This is a genomic window from Haladaptatus sp. CMAA 1909, assembly GCF_043952005.1.
In the GTDB taxonomy this organism is placed as follows: Archaea; Halobacteriota; Halobacteria; order Halobacteriales; family Haladaptataceae; genus Haladaptatus.
Map to the genome: position 1 here is coordinate 225,232 of NZ_JBIOAV010000002.1, position 23,872 is coordinate 249,103.

A 23,872-nucleotide genomic window follows, 5' to 3' on the forward strand; every position below is an offset into this window, starting at 1 on the left:
GGAGTTTTCGCATAATTAACTATCTTGGTGAACAAAGGTCTCGTATGGATGACGAAGCCCACATTGAGGCGTGTACAGTCTGTGGCAATGAAACTATGCACACGGTCTCTATTGAAATAATTGAGGAAGGTGAAGATGATGGGAATGGGTCTTCACGACAACCATATCATATCGCAGAATGTGTCGAATGTGGAACTAAAACACAGCAACGGGTGAACAAGGCCTAACAAAGTGAGTATATCGTAGCTACTGCTGTCATTTGCCCAAGCCGACCGCTCCACTACACTTAGATCAAGAAACCAAGATCGGCTTTATTTATATCAATTCTGACGTTAGTTCATCTCAGGCGCCAAACCCTATCAAACAACACCGCAAGGAATCGCTCGTCTATTATAGAACGTGGAAGGAAGGCATCTCGTGATTGCTCGTGCCATCTCCCTCCACGGTCGGGTATGAGATGATGCAGGTCCCCGACAAAGGCAGATAGATCGAGATGTGAATAGCCGTTGTGGCTATTATTCGCAAGTATCCATCAGCCAGTACTAGACTCTCTCGGTGATGTATCGCTCCCCCGGGGTTAGAGAGTAGTATAGAAACCGCTCAGACAGCGCATATTTGGTTAAAGTATACCCGTGGGGGGTAGTCTTCCAAACTTCCACACAAGATGACAAGTATAAAAAGAAGATTCTCATCGATACATTGTCTGATGCTTGTGATAACGAGAACTAGTTGAAACCGAACCAATTGCACATATCTTGATAGAAGTGCTGGAATTCGTTATGATGAAATCCATCGATGAAATCGATGGGATATTTTCTCCATTGAATCAGAAGAGACTGAATCCATTCATTCGCTGTCGTCGCAATCGGCATCACCATCTGCGTCAACCATCTTGAACCCACCCATGCCGATACGGATACCCTCTGGGTCCCCGCCGGTAATCGCGGCGATTTCTTCTGGGGTCCAGGGTGTGTGCTCTTGGGCGGGCATCTTATACGTATAATTAGACGCCGGACAAATAAAACTACTCTGTGGAGAACTAATCCACGCCTGGCAGGATCACGAGTTCGGCGACGCGGATCATGGAGCCACGTCACCCGCTGGACGGATCGCCTCGACATAACCCAGCATACGAGCGCTTTACTGCACCCAAGTGGTGGCCGGTGTGCGAGGACTGCGGCGGTCGAACTCCCCGCTACTGACGCTCGAAAACGGTTCGTAACTCAAAGCAGTACTGCTGTAGCAAGTGCGGTGGGTCACTCCACGTCGAAGAGAGCGATACTCACTGATCAAATTCTGTTTAAGTAGTTCTCGCGACAAGCAGTAGATACGAGGAAGATTTTCGCGGGATGCTGCTTTCCATGAGAGCCATTTCATCACCATTGCTTCATAGAATACGCTCTAGTTAGTATTTTGTACTAACGACAATTAACTCCTTGAACTTCTCTTTTACTCATCCGTGCAAAGAACGTAATAGGACAGGAAGCAAGGTAGTGCGCTAGATTCTGTCTTCTCAGTGCTCAAGTCGAACTACAGGTTAGCATACTATCTTAATCCCGAACTGAGAACACTCTTCTCGGTCACTACTGTATCGGATAGAACGAGGTTACTACCAGTTTTTGTGATTGTCTGACGCCAGTAGCGCTCTACGAATCCAGGTCCACAACTGAAACGGTGCGATCAGAATGAATCGTAACCTGATATCCAATATACTCAAAGCTCACTTCGGGTGAGCCATGCTGATAGAGCGCTTCGAGGGCATCAGGATCAATCGCTGCATAGAGAGGTGTCGCAGGTTCCGCCTCATTCGCTTCAGTTACTGCCGTCACCACAGCAGCAGTGATTGACTCAGTATTTGGATGTGCCGTTCGTATTGATGGCGTTTGCTGCGACGATGAGGCGCTTTCCATACACTCTGCTCAGGGAGGGTGTGCTAATAGGTTTTAGGGAGCCATTTGATAACATATCGCGCAATTATTACACACTCTCAACGTACTGAATACCCTCCTTCCCCGAAAACCGCCCTCGTTCCCATCTACCACCAGCCCACTAGCCAATCCACCTCACAACTTCTCGCACCTTCTGGACAGTCGGTCGACAGAAACAGCGCTCATCCTGACGTTACACACCCCGTTTTTCAAGTGAAATTCACCATCACAGACAGTGACTTTTGCCAGCTTGATAGTCCACGATTACCACACCACATTTCCGGAGTAAATCCACCAAATACTACTGGGAGACGCCTTCTCCTTCCATAATCACTCTTGCTCTTACAGACAATCCTATTGGCTCACTTCCAGTAACAGTGGTGCTACTGGTTCTCGGAAAACACTCTGTTGGTCTAATTTGCCCACTTCACAAGAATACGTCCCGTTAGCGCCATCAGGGCGATGGCGCTAGATCCACTGTCCGCATTGTCTGCGGGGGGACGATGATGGTGGCTGGATCGCGAGTTAGTCTGAACCCGTGCTGGCAGCGTCTCACTGCTCCAGATGCAAAATGCTTGCAATGGACGATTTGTATCCACCGCGCCTTGATATGGGGGGATAGACTTCCTCGTTGACTCTCACTGACTTCCGCAAACGTGTTCGGCCCTCTCTCATTCGTTTTCTGGCGCTACAGGCGCTAGTATGGGTCTGTATAATATACTAACCCAGGCGTTTCCATTTCCGGTTTGGCTGGCGATTGGTACAATACATTCTAGCGAACTGTCTGTCTATGTCTCGTGAGATTGAACAATCGTTGATTTGATCCATCACCAATAATATCATAACAACTAAGTATTATGCTACCGCTTTCTCTGTGAACAAATAGCATAGATCTCCTCCGGATTATTTGTTGATTTCGTCTACGCCCTCCCGGAGTGTCATGTTGCAGCAACCACGCGCGCTCCACAAACGGACCCCCTACCCATGTGTGTACCACCGAATTCCGACGACCCATTGACGCCAGAGCTCTCGCTCAGTACCGCCAGCAAATTGCTCACAAAACCCACCCGACGGGCTGTCATCCAGCATTTCAGTGCCAGAAAGACGCCAACAGCCGAGCTCTCCGAATTGGTTGACTACGTCCACGAAACAGTCGAGACGGTCACGAACCCTAAACAAGCACGGATCACGCTTGTCCACCAGCACTTGCCGAAACTCGCCGAGCATGAGGTCATTGACTATGATGAGCGCAGTGAGACCATTCGCTATCGGGATGAAAAACACCTCGAACACCTCCTCGAAATTATTGACTCGTGCGAGTCTGGAAACTAAGTAATCGCTTGTCTGAGTATCGACAATGGAAGTGAGCGCAGTCACTTTTGCTTTCACGCCCGATTAGTCGTCAATTTCTGAGTCAGATTGATACACCGTGATCTGCCCAGTGCTGTCGACTCTTACCGAATATGCATCGTACTCAAATCGGAGAGCTGCATTAGTATGACGCTGGAGTCCACTAGCTTTTGGTCCGAAGAGTGCATTGAGCGCTTCGGGATCAACAACCTCCGAGAGGAGTGGGAGGTCAGTGGGTTCGGCGTTGTTGAGTGTCGTAACCACTCTGATTACTATTTCACTGACGCTATTCATTGTCGGATCGAACTCTGTCTGGTAGACAATTGTATCGCCCTGCTCGTCCTTATCGTCGGACGGTGGTGTGCGCTCGGTCATGACATAGGGCGAGAAGATTTGACTGTAGAATGTACCCTATTCACGGCATGTGAACCAGTCAATCGGCGTCTGGTCGGGTTGGTTCTGTTGCTTAGAAACAGATACACAGTGTGTCTTTTCCGCTATGTCATCTGTTAGCATGCTGTTTATATAAAATTGTGGCTGGAAACTAGATGTCTAATTGTGATTTGTTGTCAACTCTCTCCATTTCCGCGATCATTACATGCTTCTGAAATCTATTGGGAGTGAAGGACGTAATGTGGAGCTCTGCCTCCGTGTAAGTTCGATTAGACGGATCGTCATAGAACACTCTGTAGGCTAGAGACGCTTACAGTGGCCAAACAGATCGGTACTATCCACGCTGTATCATTGATAGTGGTAGTCGATAGCCTGTCTCGATTACGCAATTATCGACTATCATCGGAACAATCGTAACTCGGCAAACGCCCAATAACTCTTGAATGCGTAGAGACAATCGTGACTAATCATGCCAGATCAACCAGCCAGCAAGGAGTATGAGGTTGTTGTCGTAGGCGGTGGACCAACTGGAATGACTGCTGCTCTCTACCTTACTCGGCTTGGCCATCTCACGGCACTCGTCAATCGAGGTGGTGGACGTGCTGCGATGATGCAAGATGTCCACAATGTGCTCGGTGTTACGGAAGAGACCAGCGGTCACGAATATCTCGGAATCGGAGAAGAGCAATTGGATGAATACGGCTGTGACTTGTTTCGGGACACAATCTCATCCTGTAGCAGTGATGAAAACGGTTTGATCCAGCTCTGCGGTAGTGAGACTGATTATTTAGCTGAATACGTTGTACTCGCGACCGGATTCAATGATATCCGCCCAGAGCCACCACTGCCACGAACCGGCCGCGGCCTCCACTACTGTCTGCACTGCGATGCACATATGTTTATAGACCAGTCGGTGTATGTGATAGGGTATTCAGAGAGTGCTGCACACGTCGCAGCAATCATGCTCAACTTTACCGACGAAGTCGATCTACTCACCCGTGGCGACGTTCCCGAGTGGAGCGAGGAAACCGCTGAGATGCTAGCAAACCATCCTATCGACGTAATCCACGGGGATATCACAGGCATTCAAAATGGTGAGAATGGTTGGCTCAAAGCCTTAGAGTTCGAAGATGGAACTATCCGCGAGTACAAAGGCGGCTTCGCAATGTACGGCGCTGACTACAATAATGGGCTAGCACGTGAACTCGGCTGTGACATCACTGACGATGGTACTGTCGCTGTCGATGAGCATGGTCAGACATCAGTCGAAGAAGTGTACGCTGTTGGTGATCTGACTCCTGGACATAATCAAGTCCCAATCGCCCTCGGTGAGGGTGCACAAGCTGGAATCTCGCTTCACTTCAAACTCCGCGACTTTCCGAGAGATCCGGAAGCCATCCAAGAAGCGGGCCCTGTACAGTCTGAAGAAGTACCAGGTATCCCGGACGAACTTCTCAAACAGGCAGTTGATTTTCACACGTATGACTGATCCCGCACCCAGACCTTTGGGTCGCTAACCCGGCAACGTAATTTCGTGTATACGCTACTGTTTCTATCCTCGACACGACTGAGTTGTCTTCTAACAATTAGGATAATCACGAGTACGATGCATCCACGAAACGCGATGCGAGCCATGCTTCGGCCCGTTGCAATCGGTACTGTAGTGTTGAACGCGGGACACCAACACCGTCAGCAATTTCGGCGACCGACGTCTCTCTCGGTGTTTCGTAGTAGCCGTGCTCGACGGCAGCCGTAAGTGCCTCTCGTTGTTCGTGTGGCAGATCTGCAATGGTGACCGCCTCTTCACTCCAGTAACCGGGCGTTCCGAGCTGGTTGAGTTCGATTCGAACGCCGTCATGGAGATTCTGTTGGATTGTATCATAAAGTTCGCCGACTGCGGCCTCATCACGCATGAGGACGCGCCACTCGTACTGGGATCCGTAACGTATCGTCTGGAAGAGCAGTCCATCACCGAGCTGTTGTGCTGCGCGATAGGGAATTGAATGACAGTTTTCGATTTCAGGGCGGTATGTATAGATCGTCCGCTGTCTAGCCTCTCGGTCTAACACCGAATATTCACTAGGCGTATGGCAGTTCTCCGTCCCGAGACACTCATTGCAGTGTTGCGGATCGAGATACACTGTATCTAATTCATCTAATGCGTTTTCCGAGCCCGTGATCCGGTCAACTCGCCACATGCTCCGGGTGGTCACACAGCAGGCCATGGAGGCTGCCATAGTCGATGGATAGTCGATGAACACATCCGTAATCGGGTCGACCCCCGAATCGTACTCAATCGTGAATATGAACTCGCGCATAGCCTGTATTGGCTCATACCAAAGTAATAAACTTCGGATTCGAGAGATGGAATTCTGGTAGAAATACACGACGTAGCCCATTCATACGGGTGTAATTCATAGTGTCTAATCTGATGGGATAGAAATTTTGGCTCATACCAACTAAAGGCTGATATTCGTGGCACTCGTAGTACTGAGTACAGGAAAGTGACTCGGGCCATCCTCCCGGTCACCCAACACCCTGTCCAACGGATACCAGCACGACTACGCAATTCACCACCAAACCGACCGTATCGACCGAGAACGAACGGGAACGTGAGGAAGCAACAACATCGACCGAGAAGCAACGCGTCTGTCCGGAGTGTGGCGGATCGCTTACTCATGATACCGCTCACGGTGAGACCGTTTGTGGGGAATGTGGTCTTGTTGTTGACGAGGCTGAAATCGACCACGGTCCAGACTGGCGGGCATTCAATAGCGAAGAACGCGATCAGAAGGCACGCGTTGGGGCACCAACAACGAAGCTAATGCACGATAAGGGACTGTCAACCAAGATTGGGTGGCAGAACCGTGATACCCACGGCAAATCGCTCTCATCGTGCCAGCGTCAGAAGATGCAGCGTTTGCGGACATGGGACGAACGCTTCCGGACGCGCAACTCCAAAGAACGCAATCTGAAGCAAGCGCTCGGCGAAATCGAACGGATGGGATCTGCCCTTGGCGTGCCGAAGACTACTCGTGAAACGGCGAGCGTGATCTATCGTCGCGCACTAAAGGAGGATCTCCTCCCTGGACGTTCTATCGAGGGTGTCGCGACTGCCGCGATCTATGCAGCCGTGCGCCAGGCAGCCCTTCCCCGGTCGATCGATGAGGTTGCCACTGTGAGTCGGGTCGACAAAATGGAGTTCAAGCGTGCCTACCGGTATCTTGGTCAGCAACTTGGTCTCGAAATCCAACCGCCAGACCCGGAAGATTACATTGCGAAATATGCCTCCACACTCGACGTCAGCGACGAACTCGAGGCACGCGCTCACGAACTTCTCCAGACGGCGAAATTGGCGAACGTCCATAGTGGAAAAAGTCCGATCGGTCTCGCTGGAGCTGCACTTTACGCTGCTGGAGTGCTCACCAATGAAAAGATAACGCAGAGCGAGATCTCCGAGGTAACGGATGTGAGCGAAGTCACGATTCGAAATCGCTACCAAGAGCTGTTGGAGACCGCAGACCAGAAGTCCAGAGGTGTCACACCGAACTGATGACGACAAAACCACTCGCGTGCCGAGACTGTCACATCGTCTTTGACGCGGCGATCCAACAGTGCCGAGTGTGCGGTTCGTCCAGACTTACAGAAGACTGGGAGGGATATGTGACAATTGCACACCCGGAACAGAGTGAACTCGCCCACTCATCGAACATCTTCGATTCTGGTCGATACGCGCTCAAGGTTCGGTAACCTACCGCTGCTGACCAGCTATAATATATCGAACGTACACTCACTAGCAATACATGAATTCAATCAAGTACTCCTGTATACGCTGTCACAGATATGTTGTACCGAGCGAGAACGGTGTCCGCTGCCAGTATTGCGGTCATCGAGCGCTTCGAAAGGAGCGATCACGCGCCGTCCATAGCCTCAGTCACGCTAACCCAAGTAGTTCAGAATAACTATAGCCATTCATCCGACCAAGCTTCGATTTCATCGAAGACAGGGCAAAGCGATTGTCCCTTTTCGGTAAGTGTGTAGTACGTGGCGATCGGTGCGTCTTCTTCAACCCGGCGTGTGACGAACTCGGTTTCCTGGAGATAGTCGAGGACACGAGAGAGGGTTCGTGAACTTGCCTCAGTCGAGCGTTTAAGCTCGTTAAAGCGTTTCTCACCATCTTGGAGGTCATGGAGGACAATGAGCCGCCATTGAGAGCCGATTTGGTCCAGTGAATCGATCACTGAGCATGCTCCCTTGTCGTACTGTTCTTCAGCTTCTGACAGTCTGTTTGCTTGGTCCATTGATCTGCGCTTGGTCATGCATATGTGGTCGATACCCTAATAGGTTCGCTTCCGAACCTAGTATCGTTATGAAACCTGAAGTGACACCGCCGTTACCGGCTAACACCGACTCCACCTAATATCACTAGTGTCAGATAAGCCATAAGTGAGTTCTAGAACGTACTAACTAACGTCGTGATACCAGCTACAATAACACAACTGCTTGCACCACACACTAACCATATACAGACGCAGGGGGTGAGCCGATAATGGCTATCGATGTTGGTCCCGGCGCGATCGGGTTTCTCGTCGCGCGGGTTCTCTTCGGCGGCCTGCTTGCGTTCCAGGGACTCAACCACTTCCAGAACGCTGACGCGATGAGCGGGTATGCCCAATCGAAGGGCGTTCCCGCAGCTCGAGCGAGCGTTCTGCTTTCCGGCGGCATGCTCATCCTCGGTGGACTCGGTATCGTACTCGGAGTGTTCCCTGCGATTGCCGCCGGGGCGGTCGCTGTCTTCCTCCTCATCACGACGCCGATGATGCACAACTTCTGGGCCGTGCCTGAAGACCAGCAGCAGGCCGAGATGACCAACTTCATCAAGAACGTCGAGCTCCTCGGCGCGGCGCTGGTCTTCCTCGCCCTCAGCAGTGACTCCTGGGCGTACGCGGTGGGTGTCGGTCTCGGGCTCTAATTGTTCTTGGAACACTCACCCTTCGAGAATAGATTTTCGAACACAAACACTCAACCAATACATGACTATCAAAACATCCGGACTGCACCACGTAACGTCCATCTCGAGTAATCCACAGCGGAACGTGGACTTCTACACCGAAGTCCTCGGACTGCGCCTCATCAAGCGAACCGTCAACTTCGATGACAAATACACGTATCACCTCTACTACGGTGATGAAGTCGGTACCCCAGGCACCGTGCTGACGTTCTTCCCGTTCGAAGGTACTCGGCAGGGCCGCGTTGGCCGTGGGCAAACGAGCGCGACCGCGTTCGTTATTCCTGAAGGCTCTGTCGACTATTGGATCGACCGGCTCGAATCGAAGGAAATCGACGTCAATGCGCCACATACTCGGTTCGACGAAACTGTCATTCCGTTCCTCGATCACGACGGGCAGCCGTTGGAACTCGTGACTGGCACGAGTAACATCGAACCGTGGGCCGATGGGCCGATTCCTACAGACAAGGCTATCCGTGGGCTCCACAGTGTAACACTGGATTCTCTCAACCCTGAGCAGACGAGCACAGTGCTTGAAACGTTAGGATACGAATCCACAACACAAGATGGAGACCGGACGCGATACGAGACAGCCGGTTCTCGCGCATCGGTCATCGACGTTCTCGATCGGCCGGATGCTCCACAAGGCCAACCTGGCGTCGGCACCGTTCACCACGTCGCGTTTTGGACGCCCGATACGCAGACCCAAGAGGAATGGCGCGAGCCACTCTCGGAAATCGGGCTCCGGGTGACGCCCCAGAAGGATCGCCAGTATTTCAAGTCGATCTACTTCCGAGAACCGGGTGGCATTCTGTTCGAGATCGCGACCGAGGGACCGGGCTTCACTCGCGACGAGTCCGTCTCGGAGCTGGGGACGGAGCTAAAGTTGCCGCCGTGGTTAGAGAGTGATAGGACGATGCTCAAAGAACGGCTTCCCGAGATTGAAACCGCCATTACGACGGGAGCGGACTAAGATGAATGGACCACACCAAGACCAACCCCTCGTGACGGCCGGGGCACCTCTCGATGTCGCTGAAGCCGCGCTCGTTCTTGTTCACGGACGCGGTGCGACCGCACAGAGCATCGTTCAGATGGCCGATGAGTTCCACCAGCATGGGGTCGCGTATTTCGCGCCACAGGCCGCTCGAAACACATGGTATCCGAACGCGTTCACCGCCCCCGTCGAGTCGAACGAACCCGGTCGGAGTTCTGGCTTACAGGCCATCGACGATGCCGTGAGCAAAGCCAACGAGGCGGGTATCCAGACGAACCGCGTCATGGTGCTCGGATTCTCTCAGGGTGCGTGTCTCGCCAGCGAGTTCGTCGCTCGTAACCCAACACGCTACGGTGGACTTGCCGTGTTGAGCGGTGGGCTCATCGGCGAAACTGTTGGTCCTGATGACTACGACGGTGACCTCGAAGAAACGCCAGTATTCCTCGGCTGCAGCGACGTCGATCCGCACATTCCCCGAGAACGGGTTCACGAATCGGCGAGCATCTTCGAACAGCTACATGGTGACGTGACCAAGCGCCTCCATGAGGGGATGAGCCATGGCATCAACCAAGACGAAGTCGACCACGTCTCTACGATGGTTGCGGAACTCGTCGAGTAGGACGACCGCTTTCTTCAGAACGAGTTGTCATGTCTCCGGGTTTCTGTCCCCCGTCCAGTAGTTTCCTTGGACCCAACGCACTAGACGAATGGCTACGCTTTGTCTGCACTCCTGACTCACATCAGTACGCGGCCTCCAACACACCCTCGATCTCCTCCGTCGTCGGATCTAGTCCACGTGGCACGTTCGCTATGATGGGATCGGTACGAATCGCTTCTGCCACCTCGGGGAATTCAGCCGGGTCAGAACCGTCGATATCCCTAAGTTGCGCAGGGAGCCCGAGTGCATCACGAACCTGCTCTACGGACTCGACGATCGCAGCTGCTGTATCAGGACGGTCATCGACAGCGAACGCCTCAGCAAGTAACTCTCGCCGGCCATCGACGTTTTCGAAGAGATATTCGAGTATATGTGGGGCGACGATACCGTGTGCGGTCCCCTGCTGGACATCGTAGGTGCGAGTCAGCCCGTGTCCGAACGCGTGGATGATCGAGAGTGTTGATTCTTCAGGTCTCGAAATGCCGTACTGAACCAAGAGAGTCCCTTCCACGACCGGTTCGAGGACTTCTTCGGTCACGGTCTGGTTACCGAGTTGGCGGAGGCCCTTATCGAGCAGTCGGAGTCCTCGGATGGCTGTTGCGTCCGTTATCGGCGTCGCGTTCCGAGCGTACACTGTCTCAAGTCCCTTATCGAATCCGTTCATCGCGGACGCCGCGAGAATCCGTTTGGGCGTCGTAGCGAACATCTCCGGGTCGTAGAAGACGGATTTCGGCATCAGTTGGGGATCAAAAATCCCTCCCCTCGTCGACGAGTCTACGAGCCCGGACGTCGATGCGGCAGTCACACCGGCCCCGATAGACAAATCTGCACCCGCTAGAGTTGTCGGGATTGCGATGATTGGTGGTAACGGATCTGACGGGATAGAAATCGTCCCGGTCTCGGCGAGTTCTCGGCCGACATCTTGGGGTTCGCGGTCATCAGCAGCGAGGACGCTGATAACCTTCGCGATGTCGAGACTGCTCCCACCGCCGAGGCTAACGAGAACATCAGCGTCGTGGGCCTCCATAGCTTCGAGACCATCGTATGCGGTTTCGAGTCGCTTTTCCGGTGTTGTCTCGGCGAACACGCCCGCCAGCTTCTCTCCCAGACCGTCCCTCACTGGATTGATTACTTTGGGTGTGGATCCGACCGTGGATCCACACACGACGAGTGCCCGGTTGGACCCCTGGGTATCGAGTTCTGCTGCGAGATTGTCGACACAGCCGGTCCCATATCTGAGCACACTCGGAGTGTACTCGAAGCGGAACCGCTTTTGACCCTTCATTAGAGGTTCTCCTGTTCGAGAGTCGCAGCGTTGTACTGTTGTATACCTAATATCATAGTCGGCCAACTCTCATTAGTGTGTGTTAATGCCATAGTATGCGATACTACGATTCTAACAACGTATGGGTTCTACGGGCACAAATGCTACGACGTGGCGTCCGTGATATCACATATCACCGATGCCAGCAAACTGTTTTGTGTTCTCGTGAGGACGCTCTCACATGAGCTGTCCGTATTTGGAATATCGCCAAGCCTCAAATGATCAGTAGTTCGATGAACGACAAGCGTACTATACGGTTGCCGAACGGTTCGTCCAACCAAACGCCCACGCAGGCGAGAGACATCCTTGGCCGTTAAACGCAGCCTCCCAGACACTGGCGCTCAGCCAGTATTTTCCAACTCACTCCGTATTCGTTGCTCGGGTTGGCCCCTGACACTTACTACTTCCAGGAGAGGCCCTGAGCATTCGTGGGTGTCGCTAGCGGACTCGACGGGAGATTACCACTTGGGTCTAGGTCGTTGTACGCTTTCGGAGCGACGTCGTTCGGTGCATCTGGGTAGAACAGCGATGCAACCGCATGAATGTGCTCTCGGCCGATATCGAGTTCGAACTGCCCCCCTCCAAACATCTGGATCTCGTGATCTTGACAGTAGTCGATCGTATCGAACAGCGACTGCACTGATCCAAACCGAGACGGTTTGATGTTGAGCCATTCAGGATCCCACGGCAGTTCCTCAACTGTCTCCACGCTGCGGATCGGATAGTCCCACGTCACGCGTCCTTCCTGTCCCTCGAACAGCGGCCGTGTTTCATCGTTCAGTTCTGGATCTTCGATGAGCGCGTCCGGGAAGCCCTTGACGACCCGTTCATAGAGGGCGGGGTCAGCCGGTTGATCAACAGTCGTCCCGTGGTACTGGCCTTTCAGATCGAGCGTCAGAACGGCATCAGTTGCGGCCAACCGATCGACGACGTCGTCGGTCCAGTCAGATGTGGGATCAAGTTTGAACTCTAGCTCGGGGTTCCGGTCGAGCCAATCGATGATACGGTCACCAGTTGGTGGGTCGTCGAGTCGCGTACTCACGACGAATCGAACTGGATTATATTCGTGGTCGAGTTGGGTAGCGAGATTAGTGTCGGCCTGTTTCAGTGCGAGGTCCAGCGCTGCACTTTCAAATGCCCACTGACGATAATTTTGGAAAATCGATTGGTTTGGATCGTTTCCGAGGAAGAAATCGATTTCGGAAAGTTGTGTCGAGAACTCATCGAGCGTGTATTCCCCCGCGAGAGGGAATTCCTCGGAAGACTCGTGCAGTGTGTCATGGGCATCGTTGTCGTACGTAACGTCTTCACCCCGCCCGGTCTCACCATCGCCGTGCAACGAGACGACAGTTGTCGCCCAAACGAACCCGCTAGACGTGTCTCGCTCGTGTTGTTCGAGGTCATACTCATCGATCTGGAGATCGAGATCGGCGACATTGTCGTATAGCATCGTCGAGCACACTATGACTTCGGCTCATTAAAATGTAAGACGGACAGTTGCCGAACCTGATAACATGCATGCCATCTACTTGTTTTCAGGTCTCCAGTACGCCAAAGAGTTTCGGCACTCAACCACTATTCCATGTCCACATGCTCTCTCGTGGATGGTCTGCTCACATCCACTGATCATAATTCGATATTCACGGGGTGACCCATGCTGTACTTTGCGAGAAGGCATAGGCACTCGTGGATCATAGTATCGCTATTGTAGAGAGAACACTTGATTAGAAAGGGGCTTACCAGAACTCGGTCAATGAGGTCGATGTAATGTTTGTTGTCACAAACATCGTAATCCAGTGGTGTCCACGCATGGCGTGCGACCGTTGTTCGAGCAGAAGATGAATATAACAGCTGTACGCTCGAGAAGTGGTTCCGAGGGGGATTCTAATTTTCGGAGTCAATACCGATGGATGGGTTGTCGAACGACGGAAGTCGAGATTCGATCTCGTTTCGTTCATCCTCCAACCACTCCGGAAGCGCAAGCTTCCACGACGCAGAGGTGGCCTATGTTATCGGCGGAGCTGGAATTTACCATCTCTTCCAACCGTATCTCGACCGAATGATTCTGAGTCGAATCCCTGGCGAATACGAGGGGGATGCATTCTATCCAGAGTGGAACCCGGACAAATGGTCACTTGATGCCGAAACTGAATACGACGAGTTCGTACTAGAGTGGGTTCGGAATCCGGGAGCGTGATACGCCCTGAAGGCATCACTGACCCATTCCGAACCGTGGGAAAATCGCGTTCGAAGATTACGGGACCTTGATGTATCGATACTTCTCCTCTTGTAACCTAGTAAGTACTCCAACTGAGGTGGGGGCGGTGTCGACAGCATCAAGAATATCGTCGGGCGTCAGCCCAGCTGCCTCCATCGATTTCTCACATGCAATGAATTGAACGTCCTCTTCCGAGAGTGTACTAATCTCATCGGCATAAGTCGAATTCGTCTGGACGAGTTCGATTCCCGATGCGTTCGCAACCACCGCAACAGCGTCGATATCGACGGAATGGTCCTCAAAGATCCCGCCTGCATATCGGATCGCTGCGTCCTGGATTGCGTCTGCTCCGTCGCTAACGTGGAAAACGGTTTTCACAATCTATCGATGAGAAACTACTAAGTAAAAATTTTCTATCAGAAAACTGCCTACGGAGACTGATCATCGCTCGAAAACCCAATCTTGCTGTGAGTTCCATCACAGAATGGTTTATTGGCCGATTCTCCACACCGACAGAGAGCAGTAGATGAATCTCGAACCGTGGCCGTATCGTCTGCATACCGCATCTCGAATTGACCCTGTACTTGGACAGGCCCATCCGGGATCGGAATGATTGTTAGCTTTCCGTTAGCGTCTTCGGCTTGGGTAACCGACTCGACGTCCACCCTGGTTCCATCTGCCTCGAAATTCACATCGACGTGACTGTTATCACAGAGTGGTTTGTTTTCCGACGCACCACACCGGCACAGCGCAACACGTGTGTCCTCGAGCAACGTCGTGTTGTCTGGAGTCTCAATCTCGATATCACCGCGGAGATAGAGCGGCCCGTTAGGAACGACGGCGACGATGTTCTTATCTGGTACCGGTTCGTCGGGCCCGTCATCTGTTCGCTCGAAGTGTAACGCGCCAGTTGGACACTCCATAATGACATCTGAGAGGTCGTCAACCTCAGCATTCCCGGGGTCAATCCACGGTCGTTTATCAGGGTCGAACACATCTGGAAGCCCACGAACACACTCTCTGGCGTGAATGCACCGATTCACGTCGTAGCTCACCTCGACCGTTTCCCCGGAATAGTAGTGGATATCTTCCTCCATGTTGAGCCTCCCGTCGATTCTGTCTATCTGTAGTATTGGAGTCGATGTCAATCTTGGTGTCGATCACACCGAATTAGATGTCTGAGGAGATCACTCGCCGAGGCACAGTCTAGGACCGTCGGACTCAACTAAGCCTTCTATTACCTCGGAACTAATTCGTTTTACGACGGCACACGAACTACTCATCATCCATGCTCACAGATACGCCCGGAATTCATCATATCACAGGCATCGTTCGTAACGCACGAGACAATCTCACCTTCTACAGAGACGTGCTTGGTCTTCGCTTTATCAAGCAAACGGTGAATTTCAATGAGAAGTTCACGCGCCATCTGTTCTATGGTGACGAAACCGGATCACCCGGCACTGCATTAACGTTCTTTCCCTATCCGGCTGAAGACGACGGGCGGATTGGAAAGCCACAAATTAGCACCGCTGCGCTGGTGGTCCCACCGGATTCGATATCCTACTGGCACGACAGACTCACGGCTCACGATATCCCCGTCGAGGAACCCGCCGAGCGATTCAACGAAACAGTCCTTCGATTTTCAGACCCGGACGGGACACACTTGGAACTAGTCACCGGCGAGTCGTCCGTTGAGCCATGGGGGGATGGCCCAGTCCCATCACACCACGCCATTCGAGGCATTTACGGTGTAACACTGCTCTCGGCGAACGTCTTTGTCACCGCAAGCGTTCTTGATACACTCGGGTTCGAGCTTGTCGACCAAGAGGGAGACCGAGTCCGATATCGTGCATCGGGTGACCGTGCAACGGTCGTTGACCTTCTTGATCGGGACGCTGCGTTCGGCCGTGAGGGCGCAGGGTCCATACATCACGTCGCTATGCGTGTCCCTAACGAGGATCAACTCTACAAGTGGCACGACCTCTTTCGGGAGCGTGGATACGACGTGTCACGGGTAAAGGACCGTCACTTCTTCCACTCGCTGTATGTCCGCGAACCTGGTGGGATCCTATTCGAGCTCGCAACGGACCAGCCAGGGCTTACCGCTGATGTCGATCTCGACACCCTCGGCCAGTCGCTGTTTCTCCCACCATGGCTTGAGGAGGACCGTGAAATGATCGAGAGTCAATTCCAGCCACTCGATTTGTCCCCTGTTTCCGAGACGAACTGAGGGCACGCCGAGCTTCTGTGGTGTCGCAATGAGGAATCAAATGTTGCTGCTGATCGGATTCGTGAACCGGTGTGCGTGTTTGAATAGCCCGATGATATCCTCACCAGTCGGCGTGATGAGGATTTGAGACACGCGATCAACGACAACGACGACGAAATTCAAACATTACCATACACAGGGACAGCAGCACCGCTGGTGACACTCGCAGCATCACTGCAAAGAAACAAGATCATGTTAGCAATTTCGCTCGGTGTTGGCCAGTCGTCGTGGTTTGCATCCAGCAGCATTTCCCGATTTTCGGGTGTATTAATGATACTGGGCATGATTGCGTTGGCACGCACGCTTCCACGATTTTCCTCCGCTATTGTTTCGGTCAGAAGGCGGACGCCGGCCTTCGCTGCTCGATACGGCCCATCTCCCTCACCGCCTTCTAACGAGGAACGGGCACTCACGCTTACGAGATTCCCGTTGGAATCGCGCAAATGGGGGACAGCGTGCTTCGAGGCCAGAAAGACGGTATCGGGTTTTGTCTCGGTCTTGGTGGTGTCGTGATTCTCTCACAACCAACAGTTGGCACCGCATCTCTTTCGTCGACAGCACTCGGCGTTGGACTGGTCTTTCTCGGAACGACGTTGTTCGCAGTTGGCTCTGTAACATTCCAGTTATTCGATGACAGTGCAGAACTGCCGGCTGAAGTCCTTCAAGGATGGGCGATGCTCGTTGGAGCAGCACTCCTATTCTGCGGCGGTATTCTTCGCGGTGAATCGATTCCAAACGTTCAGTCTCTCTCCCCAATCGCGCTCGCCTCGTTGCTGTATATTACACTAATCGCTGGTGCGGGTGGCTATCTCCTCTACTTTCGGTTGGTACGTCAAGTTGGAGCGACAGAAACAACACTTGTGGCGTATCTGGAACCGGTTGCAGCAACAGTCGTATCGGTGCTACTTTTGAACCAGACAATTGATACGACGACTATTGTTGGATTCCTCGGTGTCGCTGCAGGGTTTACACTCGTTAGTCGGGATACAATGCGCCGAGTGGTAACCCGATTCCGCACGACAGATTCAACCACAAGTTCGATGAGCAAATAACATCTCTCTGAAGCGGTCCCTATTCACAGCTACTAAACGTATTTATGAGCGAATGGTGGTTCCATTTTTCCGTTCTCCTTGAATCGATGTCTCTAGCGCTCAGCGAGTTCCGATGGCGTTCCTGGCTCCTCGTTGATCGTCACGAGAAGGTTGCGAGCCATCGCAGACGAGAGTGTCTCAAAGACTGCATCTGTATCTTGCTCATCAATACCAAGTATTTGGATATTGCCAGCTTGCTCAATGTCGATCTCGGGTGTTGAACTGGGTGACAGAGACATGACTGAATCTTTCGTATATCCCTGCTCGGAGGCACGCTATGGCACGTGTGCGAGCAGGAAGGAGGGGTGGCGGGCGCAGGGGGAAGTATGGATCGGGAGTGATGGCGCTAGACCCACGCGAGACCTATTCAGGGTGTCAGAGGCAACCGCGCCACACCTGGTCCTTTGGGGGTTCGGTAAATGCTTTGTGCTACTCTTAAAATTAATGCAGTTAGTTGCATGACAATTCTCTTAACTGTATCTACTGCTCACCGAGCAATCACAGCCAGAACTTTGACTCGCTCATCGCTGCAAAAGTTGTGTCGCTAGTCGTGTCTTCTGTTCATTAGCTATGTGTGATGTGTGGGATGCTACCCGAGGAAATACATGAGTAGAAAAAAGATGACGAGAATGCCGAGAAGCACTACCATTGCTTTGACTGAATCGGACTTGAGGACTGGAGTCCCAGAGCCTGTCGGGTCTCCATCCATCCTGTCCATTCCATCTCCACCAGTTGCGTCCATACATTTACGACTCATTTTCTACTAATAAGCTTTCTCCAACAAGTATCTATAATTTTTCACGCTGTCAGTTGTATCTCTTCCACCGGGTGGACTCTATCACACTGATTCGATCTGCGAACAAATCTGCTGAACGATTCTCCTGCTGCCAAGATGGCACAGAAACGCGCACAGGCCGACCAATTCGTCTTCGACTCGACGCCCCGGACTCATCGAAGTCACCAACGAGAGCCACGAGAACCCCAAAGCCCACCAATACGTGGTCTCCATTGACGACGTGACCGAGGAGCTGATGGCCTGCACCTGCCCGCATCACGTCCACCGCAACGCATACTGCAAACACATGACCGCCGTCGAAAACGCAACTGACGACGGAACGCTCAACGCCTTCCCGTCCGAGGACGACAACGATACCGAACCAGACAACTGCGACTGTGAGGGCCTCGGTGACTTCCCGTGCTGGCCATGCGTGAGAACGGGACGAAAAGAACTGCCGAACTAACCACCGTTTCTGTCTTTGTTATCCATGGCACAACAAGTGACGATCTCGGCTATCACCGACCAATGAATGCTTATCGAGAGTACCATTGCAGTGATTTCCGGATATCTGCGAAAGTCGAAAGATGACGATTTGCTACCCTCTGAAACGGGAACTGATCTCTTGAGTCTCGAGTAGGTTCGGTGTCTCGGAATTGAGTGCCACGTGGAGTGCACTCCGAGCAACTTGTTCGACACCGAGCGGTCGTCCGTCACCGAAACGACGAGCAAGCCACTCGTGGTCGTCGACAGTTTCCAAGAAGCGATTAACCGGTCGTGGGAAATGACCTTGATTCGTCCCTTTGCCATAGATCGCTCCAGGTCGGAGGACACTCGTGCGAAGGTCCAGGTCATTGAGTGCTCGTTCAGCACGTCGTTTCGCGGCTTCATACCGCTCGCTGACAAATGGGGGTGTTCCGATTGCCGACAGAAAGACGAACGCATTAACATTCGCCCGCTCGGCTTCAAGTCCCGCAATGATCGCCGCATCACCGTTCAATCGTTCGAGCGTCACTCCCTGTTTTGGTGAATCACGAATGGCAGCAATCGTATGGATAACGGCGTCACAGCCATCAATTCGGTCTCGCCAGCGTTGAGGTTCGAATACATCGGCTGCATACCAGTCACCCGCATCAACCCACGGATCCGCAATCTCCGGCCGCCCACTTCGGGCGATACTCCGTACCCTATGACCATCGTCGACAGCAAGTCGAGCAATTTCACGACCAACGAACCCGTTCCCACCGGTGATGAGTATACAGCTCATACGAAAGATCCCGTGCCGTAAGTGTGACTGAAATTTGAAGTGATACTGATCCAGTCTCGACTGGGAATCGGAGGCACTGGTGCCAGAACCAACGATCTGAGATAGACAACTCCTGAACTATCATCGGACCCCTTGGCCCTTTGTTTTCTCAATGTAGATAGCATACCGTGGACGGTCTCAGGACGATCTCGCCGACCGACACCTCGGGGTGTCTGCGTATCTGATTTCACACGCTACTCAAAGATAGAAGCGTGAATCAGCTATCCCCCACATATTTTGGGGTTTAATAAGTATCTGCGTAGTAAAAGTGTTCGATGAGATGCGCCTGTGCTCGATGGAGCCGTTCAGCAAGCGAAGAGCGGGAGATGTCGAGAATCTCCGCGATATCATCCAGCGATGTTTGTTGTGGGACAGCGAAATACCCTTTCTCGTACGCTGTAAGCAACGCCTCACGCTGTTTATTAGATAGACCAATTAGCTCGGAGTCGGGGGTTTGTGCGTTGTAGAGCCGATCAAGATGAAACGAAAAGCCGATCGAACACCAGAACTCCCGATATGCGGTAAATTCGTCTCGATTAGTGAATTGTTGTTTGACCCGCCACCCGTCAGGGGAGATCACTACGCTCTCGGGAAACGTTTTCTGGAACCATAGCGTATCGAGGAACGCAGGCCGAGGACTATCCGAGATGATCTGATACATCCGGATTGAGCTGATCTCACTGATTAGAACAGACTCTCTGACGGATGCGGATTCGTCGAGTGCAGTCTCAACTCCGTTGAATGACGATCCCGTGACCCGAATGAAGAATACGACCGGTCCAGATCGAGGTTGTTCAGCACTTTCGAGTTGAAATCTGAGATCAGGCGCAGTGGCAGCCACGTCGGTCAGTGGTAGTTGTGGTGATTGAAGCTTGAATTCAGCAGTGAGACTCATGTGCCTCTCTGACGATGAGCACAAATAAGATTCTCTTGATTGTGTCTGTTCAGAGATCGCTGCATGTGAGACTGGAATGTGTGCACTGGTCACAAAGACATACCAGCTTAATCCCGTCTCCCGCTTCTCAGTGATGTCTCGCCAATCGACGCTCTCCGATATGGCCGCCCAGGAAACGCTCACCGAGTGCCGGATGTACCGATCGAGAGTGACGAGATACCGACGACAGCGGCCGGCAGGAGCGACAAAATACGACCCGGCGAACGGCGAGATAACGATCTCGCTCGCATGGGATTCGTTCGAGCAACACGGCTGGGAGCAATTCAGTTCGATAGTGCGCCATGAACTGATTTACGCCTGGCGGTACCACGAGTTCGGCGACGCTGATTCGGGGTGACGTTTACCCACTGAACGGACAACCTCCAGTCCATGTGGTCCGAGCGATTTACTGCGCCACAGGGTAACTTGCTTGCGAGGAAGTGGATACTGCTCATCGGCATATTCTTATTGCTGGTAGTATTGTCATCTCCTGGCTCAGTTCATTTCAGACATTTAAACTTTCCAAGGTTATTATTTAGACAATACTTATCCTCTTATCCGCTGTCGAGAGTGGGTATGGAAACATTGACGGGATTTGACATTGTCGGGGTCGCTGGACCCCAATGGACTGAATCAGAGCTTCAATCGCTCTCAGAGGAGCTAAAATCCCACGTCGATGGGGATTTCACCTCCGCTGTTATCGGGGCCGAGATGCTCATGCGGGTGTTCGGTGCGGATGACCCACGTCAACTGCTTGAACTTGGCCTTACAAACCTCAATGAATCCGATATTGAACTCCCAAGTTCGCCAGAGTCGACATCGATTCCATTAGACCCAGGATTTGTCCCCCCTGACCTAATTCCATGGATCACGGGGTGGGGAGCGGCACTATTGCTCCAACCGACGGAATCCACATCGCCTTTCACTGAAACCATCGTCCAAGCACTCAACGATCTGTACGCCACGAGGGAACGATGGGGGTCAGAACCAGTAGTCATTACCGTTCACTACCCTAGCGAGGCCGATAATCCCTCATTTTACCGCTCAGATGGGTCCAAGACGAATTAATCAAGTAGGTAATGTACTGCGTGTCGCCATCAGTTACCGCAAACGCTCAGCTGTCGGTAGAATCACTGGAACTCCGGTCGACGCACTGAAATCGGTACCCGGTGAGGGATACTTCTGATTAGAATCAAATCGCTCATCGCTAGCTGAAGGTGCTTAATTGACCATCGAACGCTTGTAGAGCGTATGCAGGTCGTATGAAACCCCCGATTGGATCAGTCAATAATTTTTCAATTGTGAGCAATTGTTCGTTTCTCGTTTCCTAAATTGGGTTGTGACCTACGGAACAGTCGAGCTTTCTCGCATGCTCCACCCTCGGTCTAACTATTCACTCCTAATCACTATCTTAATTTATTTACTTTCTATTTTATAACAATCGAATGACACACAACTAGGCTCATTCTCCGTTACTCATTTGCCGTCGCGATTTAGGCAGCCAAGAACAAATTGTCTGCACTCTCTTTTTTCTGCTGAGCCACGTGACAGTGTGGAGGAGATTAATACGATGACACAACATGACATCTTCACGAGTACCGTCCTACAAATCAGCGGCGTTCCCGGATGGCTGCAAGATCCTATTTCAGGATTCATCGCACTGCTTCCACGACTTATTGGTGCACTTGCTATTCTGATCATTGGCTGGGTGATCGGACGCGCCGTGGCAGCCGTAGTCCGGCGAATTTCCGACCGAATCAAACTCGATCGAATGGTACTTAATACGCCGCTCGGGCGAATGCTGGGCGGCACCGAAAGTGCAGTGTCGGGTGCATTCGGCAAACTCGCTGCGTGGTTCGTCTATGCACTCGCGATCCTGGCAGCAGCAAACGTTCTCGCAATTTCAACACTTTCGCAGTGGGTGGCGACAGCCGTCTCGTACCTCCCAGCACTAATCGCTGGTTTGTTGGTCATCATTCTCGGATTCGTGGTGGCGGATTTCATCGGCGATGCCATCATGCGGACACGAGCAGCAACGCACACTGCCTACACCAATTGGTTCGCGACGGGGACTCGCCTCTTCTTGTACTTCACTGCCATTGTCATCGGTCTCGATACGATGGGCATCGATGTGGGTATTCTGTACGTCTTCGGTCGTGCTCTTGCATGGGGATTCGCAGCCGCCATCGCCATTGGCGTGGGTGTCGCGTTTGGATGGGGTGGACGTGACTATGTCGCTGAACACATTGACGGCTGGATGAGCAGTGCGAGTCAGGGAACCCCGAGTCCGCAACCGAGCGATGATGATTAAGAGGTACTTTGTGGACGACTTTCCACAAAACTCCTAGCGTTTTTTGCAGGGGATCTGATTTGAGAGAGCTGGAGTAGCTCACAGAAATTAGTTCGTCAAAACCTGCGACAGTTCGACTAAGGGCGACAGAGCAGATTATTTCCAAGACGAAACTTTGACCTAAGAAAGATAGACAATATTTAAATCATTCCCATTCCATTGAACCCTTGTGTCGAATTACAGGTATATGGAATCTATGGTGAGAAGAGGGAGTTGGTATTGATTGACCATGTTGGACGAGCAACACAATATTATCACTGGGATGCCTGTAGACAGAGAATACGATTTCGCGGAATACTATCAGACGGACGTTCCAAAATATATCCAAAATGATGATGAACTCGATCGCATTCAAGCGGACATACGCATGCGGAAAATAACCGGGAAACTTCCCCGGTTCTTGCTTGGCGGACCGACGGGATGCGGTAAGACGCACTGTGCACGTTACTTGGCCTCTCACTTGGACGCCCCGCTCATTACTATTCAGGGGAAGTACAGCCTTCACGAGGGCGATTTGCTTGGTTCACCGGCTCTCGTCGACGATCAAACGGTGTGGAACGACGGACCACTCACCAAAGCGTTGCTTGCGAGTCGAGAGGACCTGGTCGTTCTACTGATCGACGAAGTGAATCGGATCCGACCCGAATCCAAAGGTGTTCTCTTCAGTGCCCTCGATGACCGGGGATGCGTGGAACTCGATAGTAGAGGCGGAGAAATCGTTCAAGGAGATCCACAGAACCTCATTGTGATTGCGACGGTCAACGAAGGACCAGAATACGTCACAGAGCGTCTCGACAGGGCTGAGCGACGGCGGTTCGGTAATAAATTTTCGATCACTTATCTTGGATTGATCGATGTTGAGAAAGAGGCGCGTCTGGTCTCTGATCAGACCCCTATATCGTTGCCGTTAGCTGTCGAGATCGTCAAGACAGCGAATGATATCCGCATGCAAGCCTGTAACGAAGATCGGTCAGCGATAACCGCTGGCGTTCCCACCGCGATGGTTCTCTCTTGGGCGCGCTCCGCCTTTGCGTATCACGATGCGGGTCTTGACGATCCAGCGGTCGAAGCAGCACGTGATGCCGTTCTCCGGCCGTTTTACGACGAGAATCGCGCTGCACAGGAACAGGCCATGCAAATAGTGAAGGATCGACTCTCCGGGATTCCCGTCGGAAAAGAGGCAGTCCAATCCTGGCTTGGCGACGAGCGAAGAATAGTGAAGGGGAACGAGTACGCGTAACTCCCGTTCAAACACGAACTCGAGACAACCA

The 23,872-nt window shown here is 52.4% G+C and carries 26 protein-coding genes and 3 pseudogenes; 16 read left to right on the forward strand and 13 right to left on the reverse strand.

Annotated features, from left to right (window positions below; all coding sequences use genetic code 11):
• The first annotated feature begins 44 nt into the window (after positions 1–44).
• The gene (locus tag ACGYLY_RS19185; RefSeq protein ID WP_395284916.1) at positions 45–227 is read left to right on the forward strand and encodes a hypothetical protein; all 183 of its coding nucleotides are present in this window, start codon (positions 45–47) and stop codon (positions 225–227) included.
• A gap of 619 nt (positions 228–846) precedes the next feature.
• Here the strand turns inward: ACGYLY_RS19185 and ACGYLY_RS19190 are convergent.
• Together ACGYLY_RS19190 and ACGYLY_RS19195 are read right to left on the reverse strand one after the other, a co-directional pair.
• Complete coding sequence (locus ACGYLY_RS19190) at positions 847–990, reverse strand: hypothetical protein (protein ID WP_395291265.1); 144 nt, start codon at positions 988–990, stop codon at positions 847–849.
• Positions 991–1,646: 656 nt separating this feature from the next.
• Positions 1,647–1,910, reverse strand: coding sequence for a HalOD1 output domain-containing protein (locus ACGYLY_RS19195; RefSeq protein ID WP_395284915.1), 264 nt, complete (start codon positions 1,908–1,910; stop codon positions 1,647–1,649).
• 1,032 nt (positions 1,911–2,942) lie between these two features.
• Between ACGYLY_RS19195 and ACGYLY_RS19200 the strand changes: the two genes are divergently transcribed.
• Positions 2,943–3,260 carry a hypothetical protein gene (locus tag ACGYLY_RS19200; RefSeq protein ID WP_395284914.1) on the forward strand — a complete coding sequence of 106 codons (318 nt, stop codon included), beginning with the start codon at positions 2,943–2,945 and terminating at the stop codon, positions 3,258–3,260.
• Positions 3,261–3,323: 63 nt separating this feature from the next.
• On the opposite strand, the gene ACGYLY_RS19205 is transcribed toward ACGYLY_RS19200, so the two are convergent.
• Positions 3,324–3,653 (reverse strand): HalOD1 output domain-containing protein, encoded by a 330-nt coding sequence (locus ACGYLY_RS19205; protein WP_395284913.1) that lies wholly within the window; start codon positions 3,651–3,653, stop codon positions 3,324–3,326.
• A 487-nt stretch (positions 3,654–4,140) separates the two neighbouring features.
• Between ACGYLY_RS19205 and ACGYLY_RS19210 the strand changes: the two genes are divergently transcribed.
• A complete protein-coding gene (locus ACGYLY_RS19210; RefSeq protein WP_395284912.1) occupies positions 4,141–5,160 on the forward strand; it encodes an NAD(P)/FAD-dependent oxidoreductase in 1,020 nt (339 codons plus the stop codon).
• A 106-nt stretch (positions 5,161–5,266) separates the two neighbouring features.
• Here ACGYLY_RS19210 and ACGYLY_RS19215 read toward each other — a convergent pair whose 3' ends face one another.
• Complete coding sequence (locus ACGYLY_RS19215) at positions 5,267–5,989, reverse strand: helix-turn-helix domain-containing protein (RefSeq protein WP_395284911.1); 723 nt, start codon at positions 5,987–5,989, stop codon at positions 5,267–5,269.
• Positions 5,990–6,243: 254 nt separating this feature from the next.
• Here ACGYLY_RS19215 and ACGYLY_RS19220 point away from each other — a divergent pair.
• Both ACGYLY_RS19220 and spt4 read left to right on the forward strand, forming a co-directional pair.
• Positions 6,244–7,224 (forward strand): annotated as a pseudogene (locus ACGYLY_RS19220) (transcription initiation factor IIB family protein); the annotation flags it as partial.
• Positions 7,224–7,421: a transcription elongation factor subunit Spt4 gene (spt4, locus tag ACGYLY_RS19225; RefSeq protein WP_395284910.1), complete on the forward strand. Its 198-nt coding sequence runs from the start codon at positions 7,224–7,226 to the stop codon at positions 7,419–7,421. The pseudogene ACGYLY_RS19220 and the gene spt4, both read left to right, overlap by 1 nt.
• 212 nt (positions 7,422–7,633) lie before the next feature.
• On the opposite strand, the gene ACGYLY_RS19230 is transcribed toward spt4, so the two are convergent.
• Complete coding sequence (locus ACGYLY_RS19230; protein WP_395284909.1) at positions 7,634–7,972, reverse strand: winged helix-turn-helix transcriptional regulator; 339 nt, start codon at positions 7,970–7,972, stop codon at positions 7,634–7,636.
• Between the two features lie 248 nt (positions 7,973–8,220).
• On the opposite strand from ACGYLY_RS19230, the gene ACGYLY_RS19235 reads away from it, so the two are divergent.
• The 3 genes from ACGYLY_RS19235 to ACGYLY_RS19245 all read left to right on the forward strand — a co-directional run bounded on the left by ACGYLY_RS19235 (position 8,221) and on the right by ACGYLY_RS19245 (position 10,292).
• Positions 8,221–8,643: a DoxX family protein gene (locus ACGYLY_RS19235; RefSeq protein WP_395284908.1), complete on the forward strand. Its 423-nt coding sequence runs from the start codon at positions 8,221–8,223 to the stop codon at positions 8,641–8,643.
• Between the two features lie 61 nt (positions 8,644–8,704).
• Complete coding sequence (locus ACGYLY_RS19240) at positions 8,705–9,652, forward strand: ring-cleaving dioxygenase (RefSeq protein WP_395284907.1); 948 nt, start codon at positions 8,705–8,707, stop codon at positions 9,650–9,652.
• 1 nt (position 9,653) lies between these two features.
• Positions 9,654–10,292 (forward strand): alpha/beta hydrolase, encoded by a 639-nt coding sequence (locus tag ACGYLY_RS19245; RefSeq protein WP_395284906.1) that lies wholly within the window; start codon positions 9,654–9,656, stop codon positions 10,290–10,292.
• 121 nt (positions 10,293–10,413) lie between these two features.
• On the opposite strand, the gene ACGYLY_RS19250 is transcribed toward ACGYLY_RS19245, so the two are convergent.
• Together ACGYLY_RS19250 and ACGYLY_RS19255 are read right to left on the reverse strand one after the other, a co-directional pair.
• On the reverse strand, positions 10,414–11,616 hold the full coding sequence (locus ACGYLY_RS19250) for an iron-containing alcohol dehydrogenase family protein (protein WP_395284905.1): 1,203 nt from the start codon (positions 11,614–11,616) through the stop codon (positions 10,414–10,416).
• A gap of 439 nt (positions 11,617–12,055) precedes the next feature.
• Positions 12,056–13,105, reverse strand: coding sequence for a hypothetical protein (locus ACGYLY_RS19255; RefSeq protein WP_395284904.1), 1,050 nt, complete (start codon positions 13,103–13,105; stop codon positions 12,056–12,058).
• Between the two features lie 543 nt (positions 13,106–13,648).
• Between ACGYLY_RS19255 and ACGYLY_RS19260 the strand changes: the two are divergent.
• Positions 13,649–13,852: pseudogene (locus tag ACGYLY_RS19260) on the forward strand (dihydrofolate reductase); the annotation flags it as partial.
• 57 nt (positions 13,853–13,909) lie between these two features.
• Here the strand turns inward: ACGYLY_RS19260 and ACGYLY_RS19265 are convergent.
• Positions 13,910–14,251 (reverse strand): DsrE family protein, encoded by a 342-nt coding sequence (locus ACGYLY_RS19265; protein WP_395284903.1) that lies wholly within the window; start codon positions 14,249–14,251, stop codon positions 13,910–13,912.
• A gap of 50 nt (positions 14,252–14,301) precedes the next feature.
• The gene (locus ACGYLY_RS19270; RefSeq protein WP_395284902.1) at positions 14,302–14,970 is read right to left on the reverse strand and encodes a CDGSH iron-sulfur domain-containing protein; all 669 of its coding nucleotides are present in this window, start codon (positions 14,968–14,970) and stop codon (positions 14,302–14,304) included.
• A 191-nt stretch (positions 14,971–15,161) separates the two neighbouring features.
• Between ACGYLY_RS19270 and ACGYLY_RS19275 the strand changes: the two genes are divergently transcribed.
• A complete protein-coding gene (locus ACGYLY_RS19275) occupies positions 15,162–16,106 on the forward strand; it encodes a ring-cleaving dioxygenase (RefSeq protein ID WP_395284901.1) in 945 nt (314 codons plus the stop codon).
• Between the two features lie 158 nt (positions 16,107–16,264).
• On the opposite strand, the pseudogene ACGYLY_RS19280 reads toward ACGYLY_RS19275, so the two are convergent.
• A pseudogene (locus ACGYLY_RS19280) lies at positions 16,265–16,624 on the reverse strand (SDR family oxidoreductase); the annotation flags it as partial.
• On the opposite strand from ACGYLY_RS19280, the gene ACGYLY_RS19285 reads away from it, so the two are divergent.
• The gene (locus tag ACGYLY_RS19285; protein ID WP_395284900.1) at positions 16,589–17,197 is read left to right on the forward strand and encodes a DMT family transporter; all 609 of its coding nucleotides are present in this window, start codon (positions 16,589–16,591) and stop codon (positions 17,195–17,197) included. The pseudogene ACGYLY_RS19280 and the gene ACGYLY_RS19285 sit on opposite strands and share 36 nt — an antisense overlap.
• A gap of 628 nt (positions 17,198–17,825) precedes the next feature.
• Here the strand turns inward: ACGYLY_RS19285 and ACGYLY_RS19290 are convergent.
• A complete protein-coding gene (locus ACGYLY_RS19290; protein WP_395284899.1) occupies positions 17,826–17,978 on the reverse strand; it encodes a hypothetical protein in 153 nt (50 codons plus the stop codon).
• A gap of 256 nt (positions 17,979–18,234) precedes the next feature.
• On the opposite strand from ACGYLY_RS19290, the gene ACGYLY_RS19295 reads away from it, so the two are divergent.
• Positions 18,235–18,477, forward strand: a complete 243-nt coding sequence (locus ACGYLY_RS19295) for an SWIM zinc finger family protein (RefSeq protein WP_395284898.1) — start codon at positions 18,235–18,237, stop codon at positions 18,475–18,477.
• 132 nt (positions 18,478–18,609) lie between these two features.
• Here the strand turns inward: ACGYLY_RS19295 and ACGYLY_RS19300 are convergent, their stop codons facing one another.
• On the reverse strand, positions 18,610–19,278 hold the full coding sequence (locus ACGYLY_RS19300; RefSeq protein ID WP_395284897.1) for an NAD-dependent epimerase/dehydratase family protein: 669 nt from the start codon (positions 19,276–19,278) through the stop codon (positions 18,610–18,612).
• A gap of 283 nt (positions 19,279–19,561) precedes the next feature.
• Entirely contained in the window at positions 19,562–20,212 is a 651-nt protein-coding gene (locus tag ACGYLY_RS19305; protein ID WP_395284896.1) for a helix-turn-helix domain-containing protein, read from the reverse strand.
• 133 nt (positions 20,213–20,345) lie between these two features.
• On the opposite strand from ACGYLY_RS19305, the gene ACGYLY_RS19310 reads away from it, so the two are divergent.
• From ACGYLY_RS19310 to ACGYLY_RS19325, 4 genes are all read left to right on the forward strand, one after another.
• Positions 20,346–20,609, forward strand: a complete 264-nt coding sequence (locus ACGYLY_RS19310) for a hypothetical protein (protein ID WP_395284895.1) — start codon at positions 20,346–20,348, stop codon at positions 20,607–20,609.
• 218 nt (positions 20,610–20,827) lie between these two features.
• The gene (locus ACGYLY_RS19315; RefSeq protein ID WP_395284894.1) at positions 20,828–21,319 is read left to right on the forward strand and encodes a hypothetical protein; all 492 of its coding nucleotides are present in this window, start codon (positions 20,828–20,830) and stop codon (positions 21,317–21,319) included.
• Positions 21,320–21,821: 502 nt separating this feature from the next.
• Positions 21,822–22,562: a hypothetical protein gene (locus tag ACGYLY_RS19320; RefSeq protein WP_395284893.1), complete on the forward strand. Its 741-nt coding sequence runs from the start codon at positions 21,822–21,824 to the stop codon at positions 22,560–22,562.
• Positions 22,563–22,830: 268 nt separating this feature from the next.
• Positions 22,831–23,841 (forward strand): AAA family ATPase, encoded by a 1,011-nt coding sequence (locus ACGYLY_RS19325; protein WP_395284892.1) that lies wholly within the window; start codon positions 22,831–22,833, stop codon positions 23,839–23,841.
• Positions 23,842–23,872: the final 31 nt, after the last annotated feature.

What these genes read in the sequence shown, in the direction of transcription:
- ACGYLY_RS19185 (WP_395284916.1), top strand. Translation starts at nt 45, where the DNA reads ATGGATGACGAAGCCCACATTGAGGCGTGTACAGTCTGTGGCAATGAA.
- ACGYLY_RS19190 (WP_395291265.1), bottom strand. Translation starts at nt 990, where the DNA reads ATGCCCGCCCAAGAGCACACACCCTGGACCCCAGAAGAAATCGCCGCG.
- ACGYLY_RS19195 (WP_395284915.1), bottom strand. Translation starts at nt 1,910, where the DNA reads ATGGAAAGCGCCTCATCGTCGCAGCAAACGCCATCAATACGAACGGCA.
- ACGYLY_RS19205 (WP_395284913.1), bottom strand. Translation starts at nt 3,653, where the DNA reads ATGACCGAGCGCACACCACCGTCCGACGATAAGGACGAGCAGGGCGAT.
- ACGYLY_RS19210 (WP_395284912.1), top strand. Translation starts at nt 4,141, where the DNA reads ATGCCAGATCAACCAGCCAGCAAGGAGTATGAGGTTGTTGTCGTAGGC.
- ACGYLY_RS19215 (WP_395284911.1), bottom strand. Translation starts at nt 5,989, where the DNA reads ATGCGCGAGTTCATATTCACGATTGAGTACGATTCGGGGGTCGACCCG.
- spt4 (WP_395284910.1), top strand. Translation starts at nt 7,224, where the DNA reads ATGACGACAAAACCACTCGCGTGCCGAGACTGTCACATCGTCTTTGAC.
- ACGYLY_RS19230 (WP_395284909.1), bottom strand. Translation starts at nt 7,972, where the DNA reads ATGGACCAAGCAAACAGACTGTCAGAAGCTGAAGAACAGTACGACAAG.
- ACGYLY_RS19235 (WP_395284908.1), top strand. Translation starts at nt 8,221, where the DNA reads ATGGCTATCGATGTTGGTCCCGGCGCGATCGGGTTTCTCGTCGCGCGG.
- ACGYLY_RS19240 (WP_395284907.1), top strand. Translation starts at nt 8,705, where the DNA reads ATGACTATCAAAACATCCGGACTGCACCACGTAACGTCCATCTCGAGT.
- ACGYLY_RS19245 (WP_395284906.1), top strand. Translation starts at nt 9,654, where the DNA reads ATGAATGGACCACACCAAGACCAACCCCTCGTGACGGCCGGGGCACCT.
- ACGYLY_RS19250 (WP_395284905.1), bottom strand. Translation starts at nt 11,616, where the DNA reads ATGAAGGGTCAAAAGCGGTTCCGCTTCGAGTACACTCCGAGTGTGCTC.
- ACGYLY_RS19255 (WP_395284904.1), bottom strand. Translation starts at nt 13,105, where the DNA reads ATGCTATACGACAATGTCGCCGATCTCGATCTCCAGATCGATGAGTAT.
- ACGYLY_RS19270 (WP_395284902.1), bottom strand. Translation starts at nt 14,970, where the DNA reads ATGGAGGAAGATATCCACTACTATTCCGGGGAAACGGTCGAGGTGAGC.
- ACGYLY_RS19275 (WP_395284901.1), top strand. Translation starts at nt 15,162, where the DNA reads ATGCTCACAGATACGCCCGGAATTCATCATATCACAGGCATCGTTCGT.
- ACGYLY_RS19285 (WP_395284900.1), top strand. Translation starts at nt 16,589, where the DNA reads ATGGGGGACAGCGTGCTTCGAGGCCAGAAAGACGGTATCGGGTTTTGT.
- ACGYLY_RS19290 (WP_395284899.1), bottom strand. Translation starts at nt 17,978, where the DNA reads ATGGACGCAACTGGTGGAGATGGAATGGACAGGATGGATGGAGACCCG.
- ACGYLY_RS19300 (WP_395284897.1), bottom strand. Translation starts at nt 19,278, where the DNA reads ATGAGCTGTATACTCATCACCGGTGGGAACGGGTTCGTTGGTCGTGAA.
- ACGYLY_RS19305 (WP_395284896.1), bottom strand. Translation starts at nt 20,212, where the DNA reads ATGAGTCTCACTGCTGAATTCAAGCTTCAATCACCACAACTACCACTG.
- ACGYLY_RS19310 (WP_395284895.1), top strand. Translation starts at nt 20,346, where the DNA reads ATGTCTCGCCAATCGACGCTCTCCGATATGGCCGCCCAGGAAACGCTC.
- ACGYLY_RS19315 (WP_395284894.1), top strand. Translation starts at nt 20,828, where the DNA reads ATGGAAACATTGACGGGATTTGACATTGTCGGGGTCGCTGGACCCCAA.
- ACGYLY_RS19320 (WP_395284893.1), top strand. Translation starts at nt 21,822, where the DNA reads ATGACACAACATGACATCTTCACGAGTACCGTCCTACAAATCAGCGGC.
- ACGYLY_RS19325 (WP_395284892.1), top strand. Translation starts at nt 22,831, where the DNA reads ATGTTGGACGAGCAACACAATATTATCACTGGGATGCCTGTAGACAGA.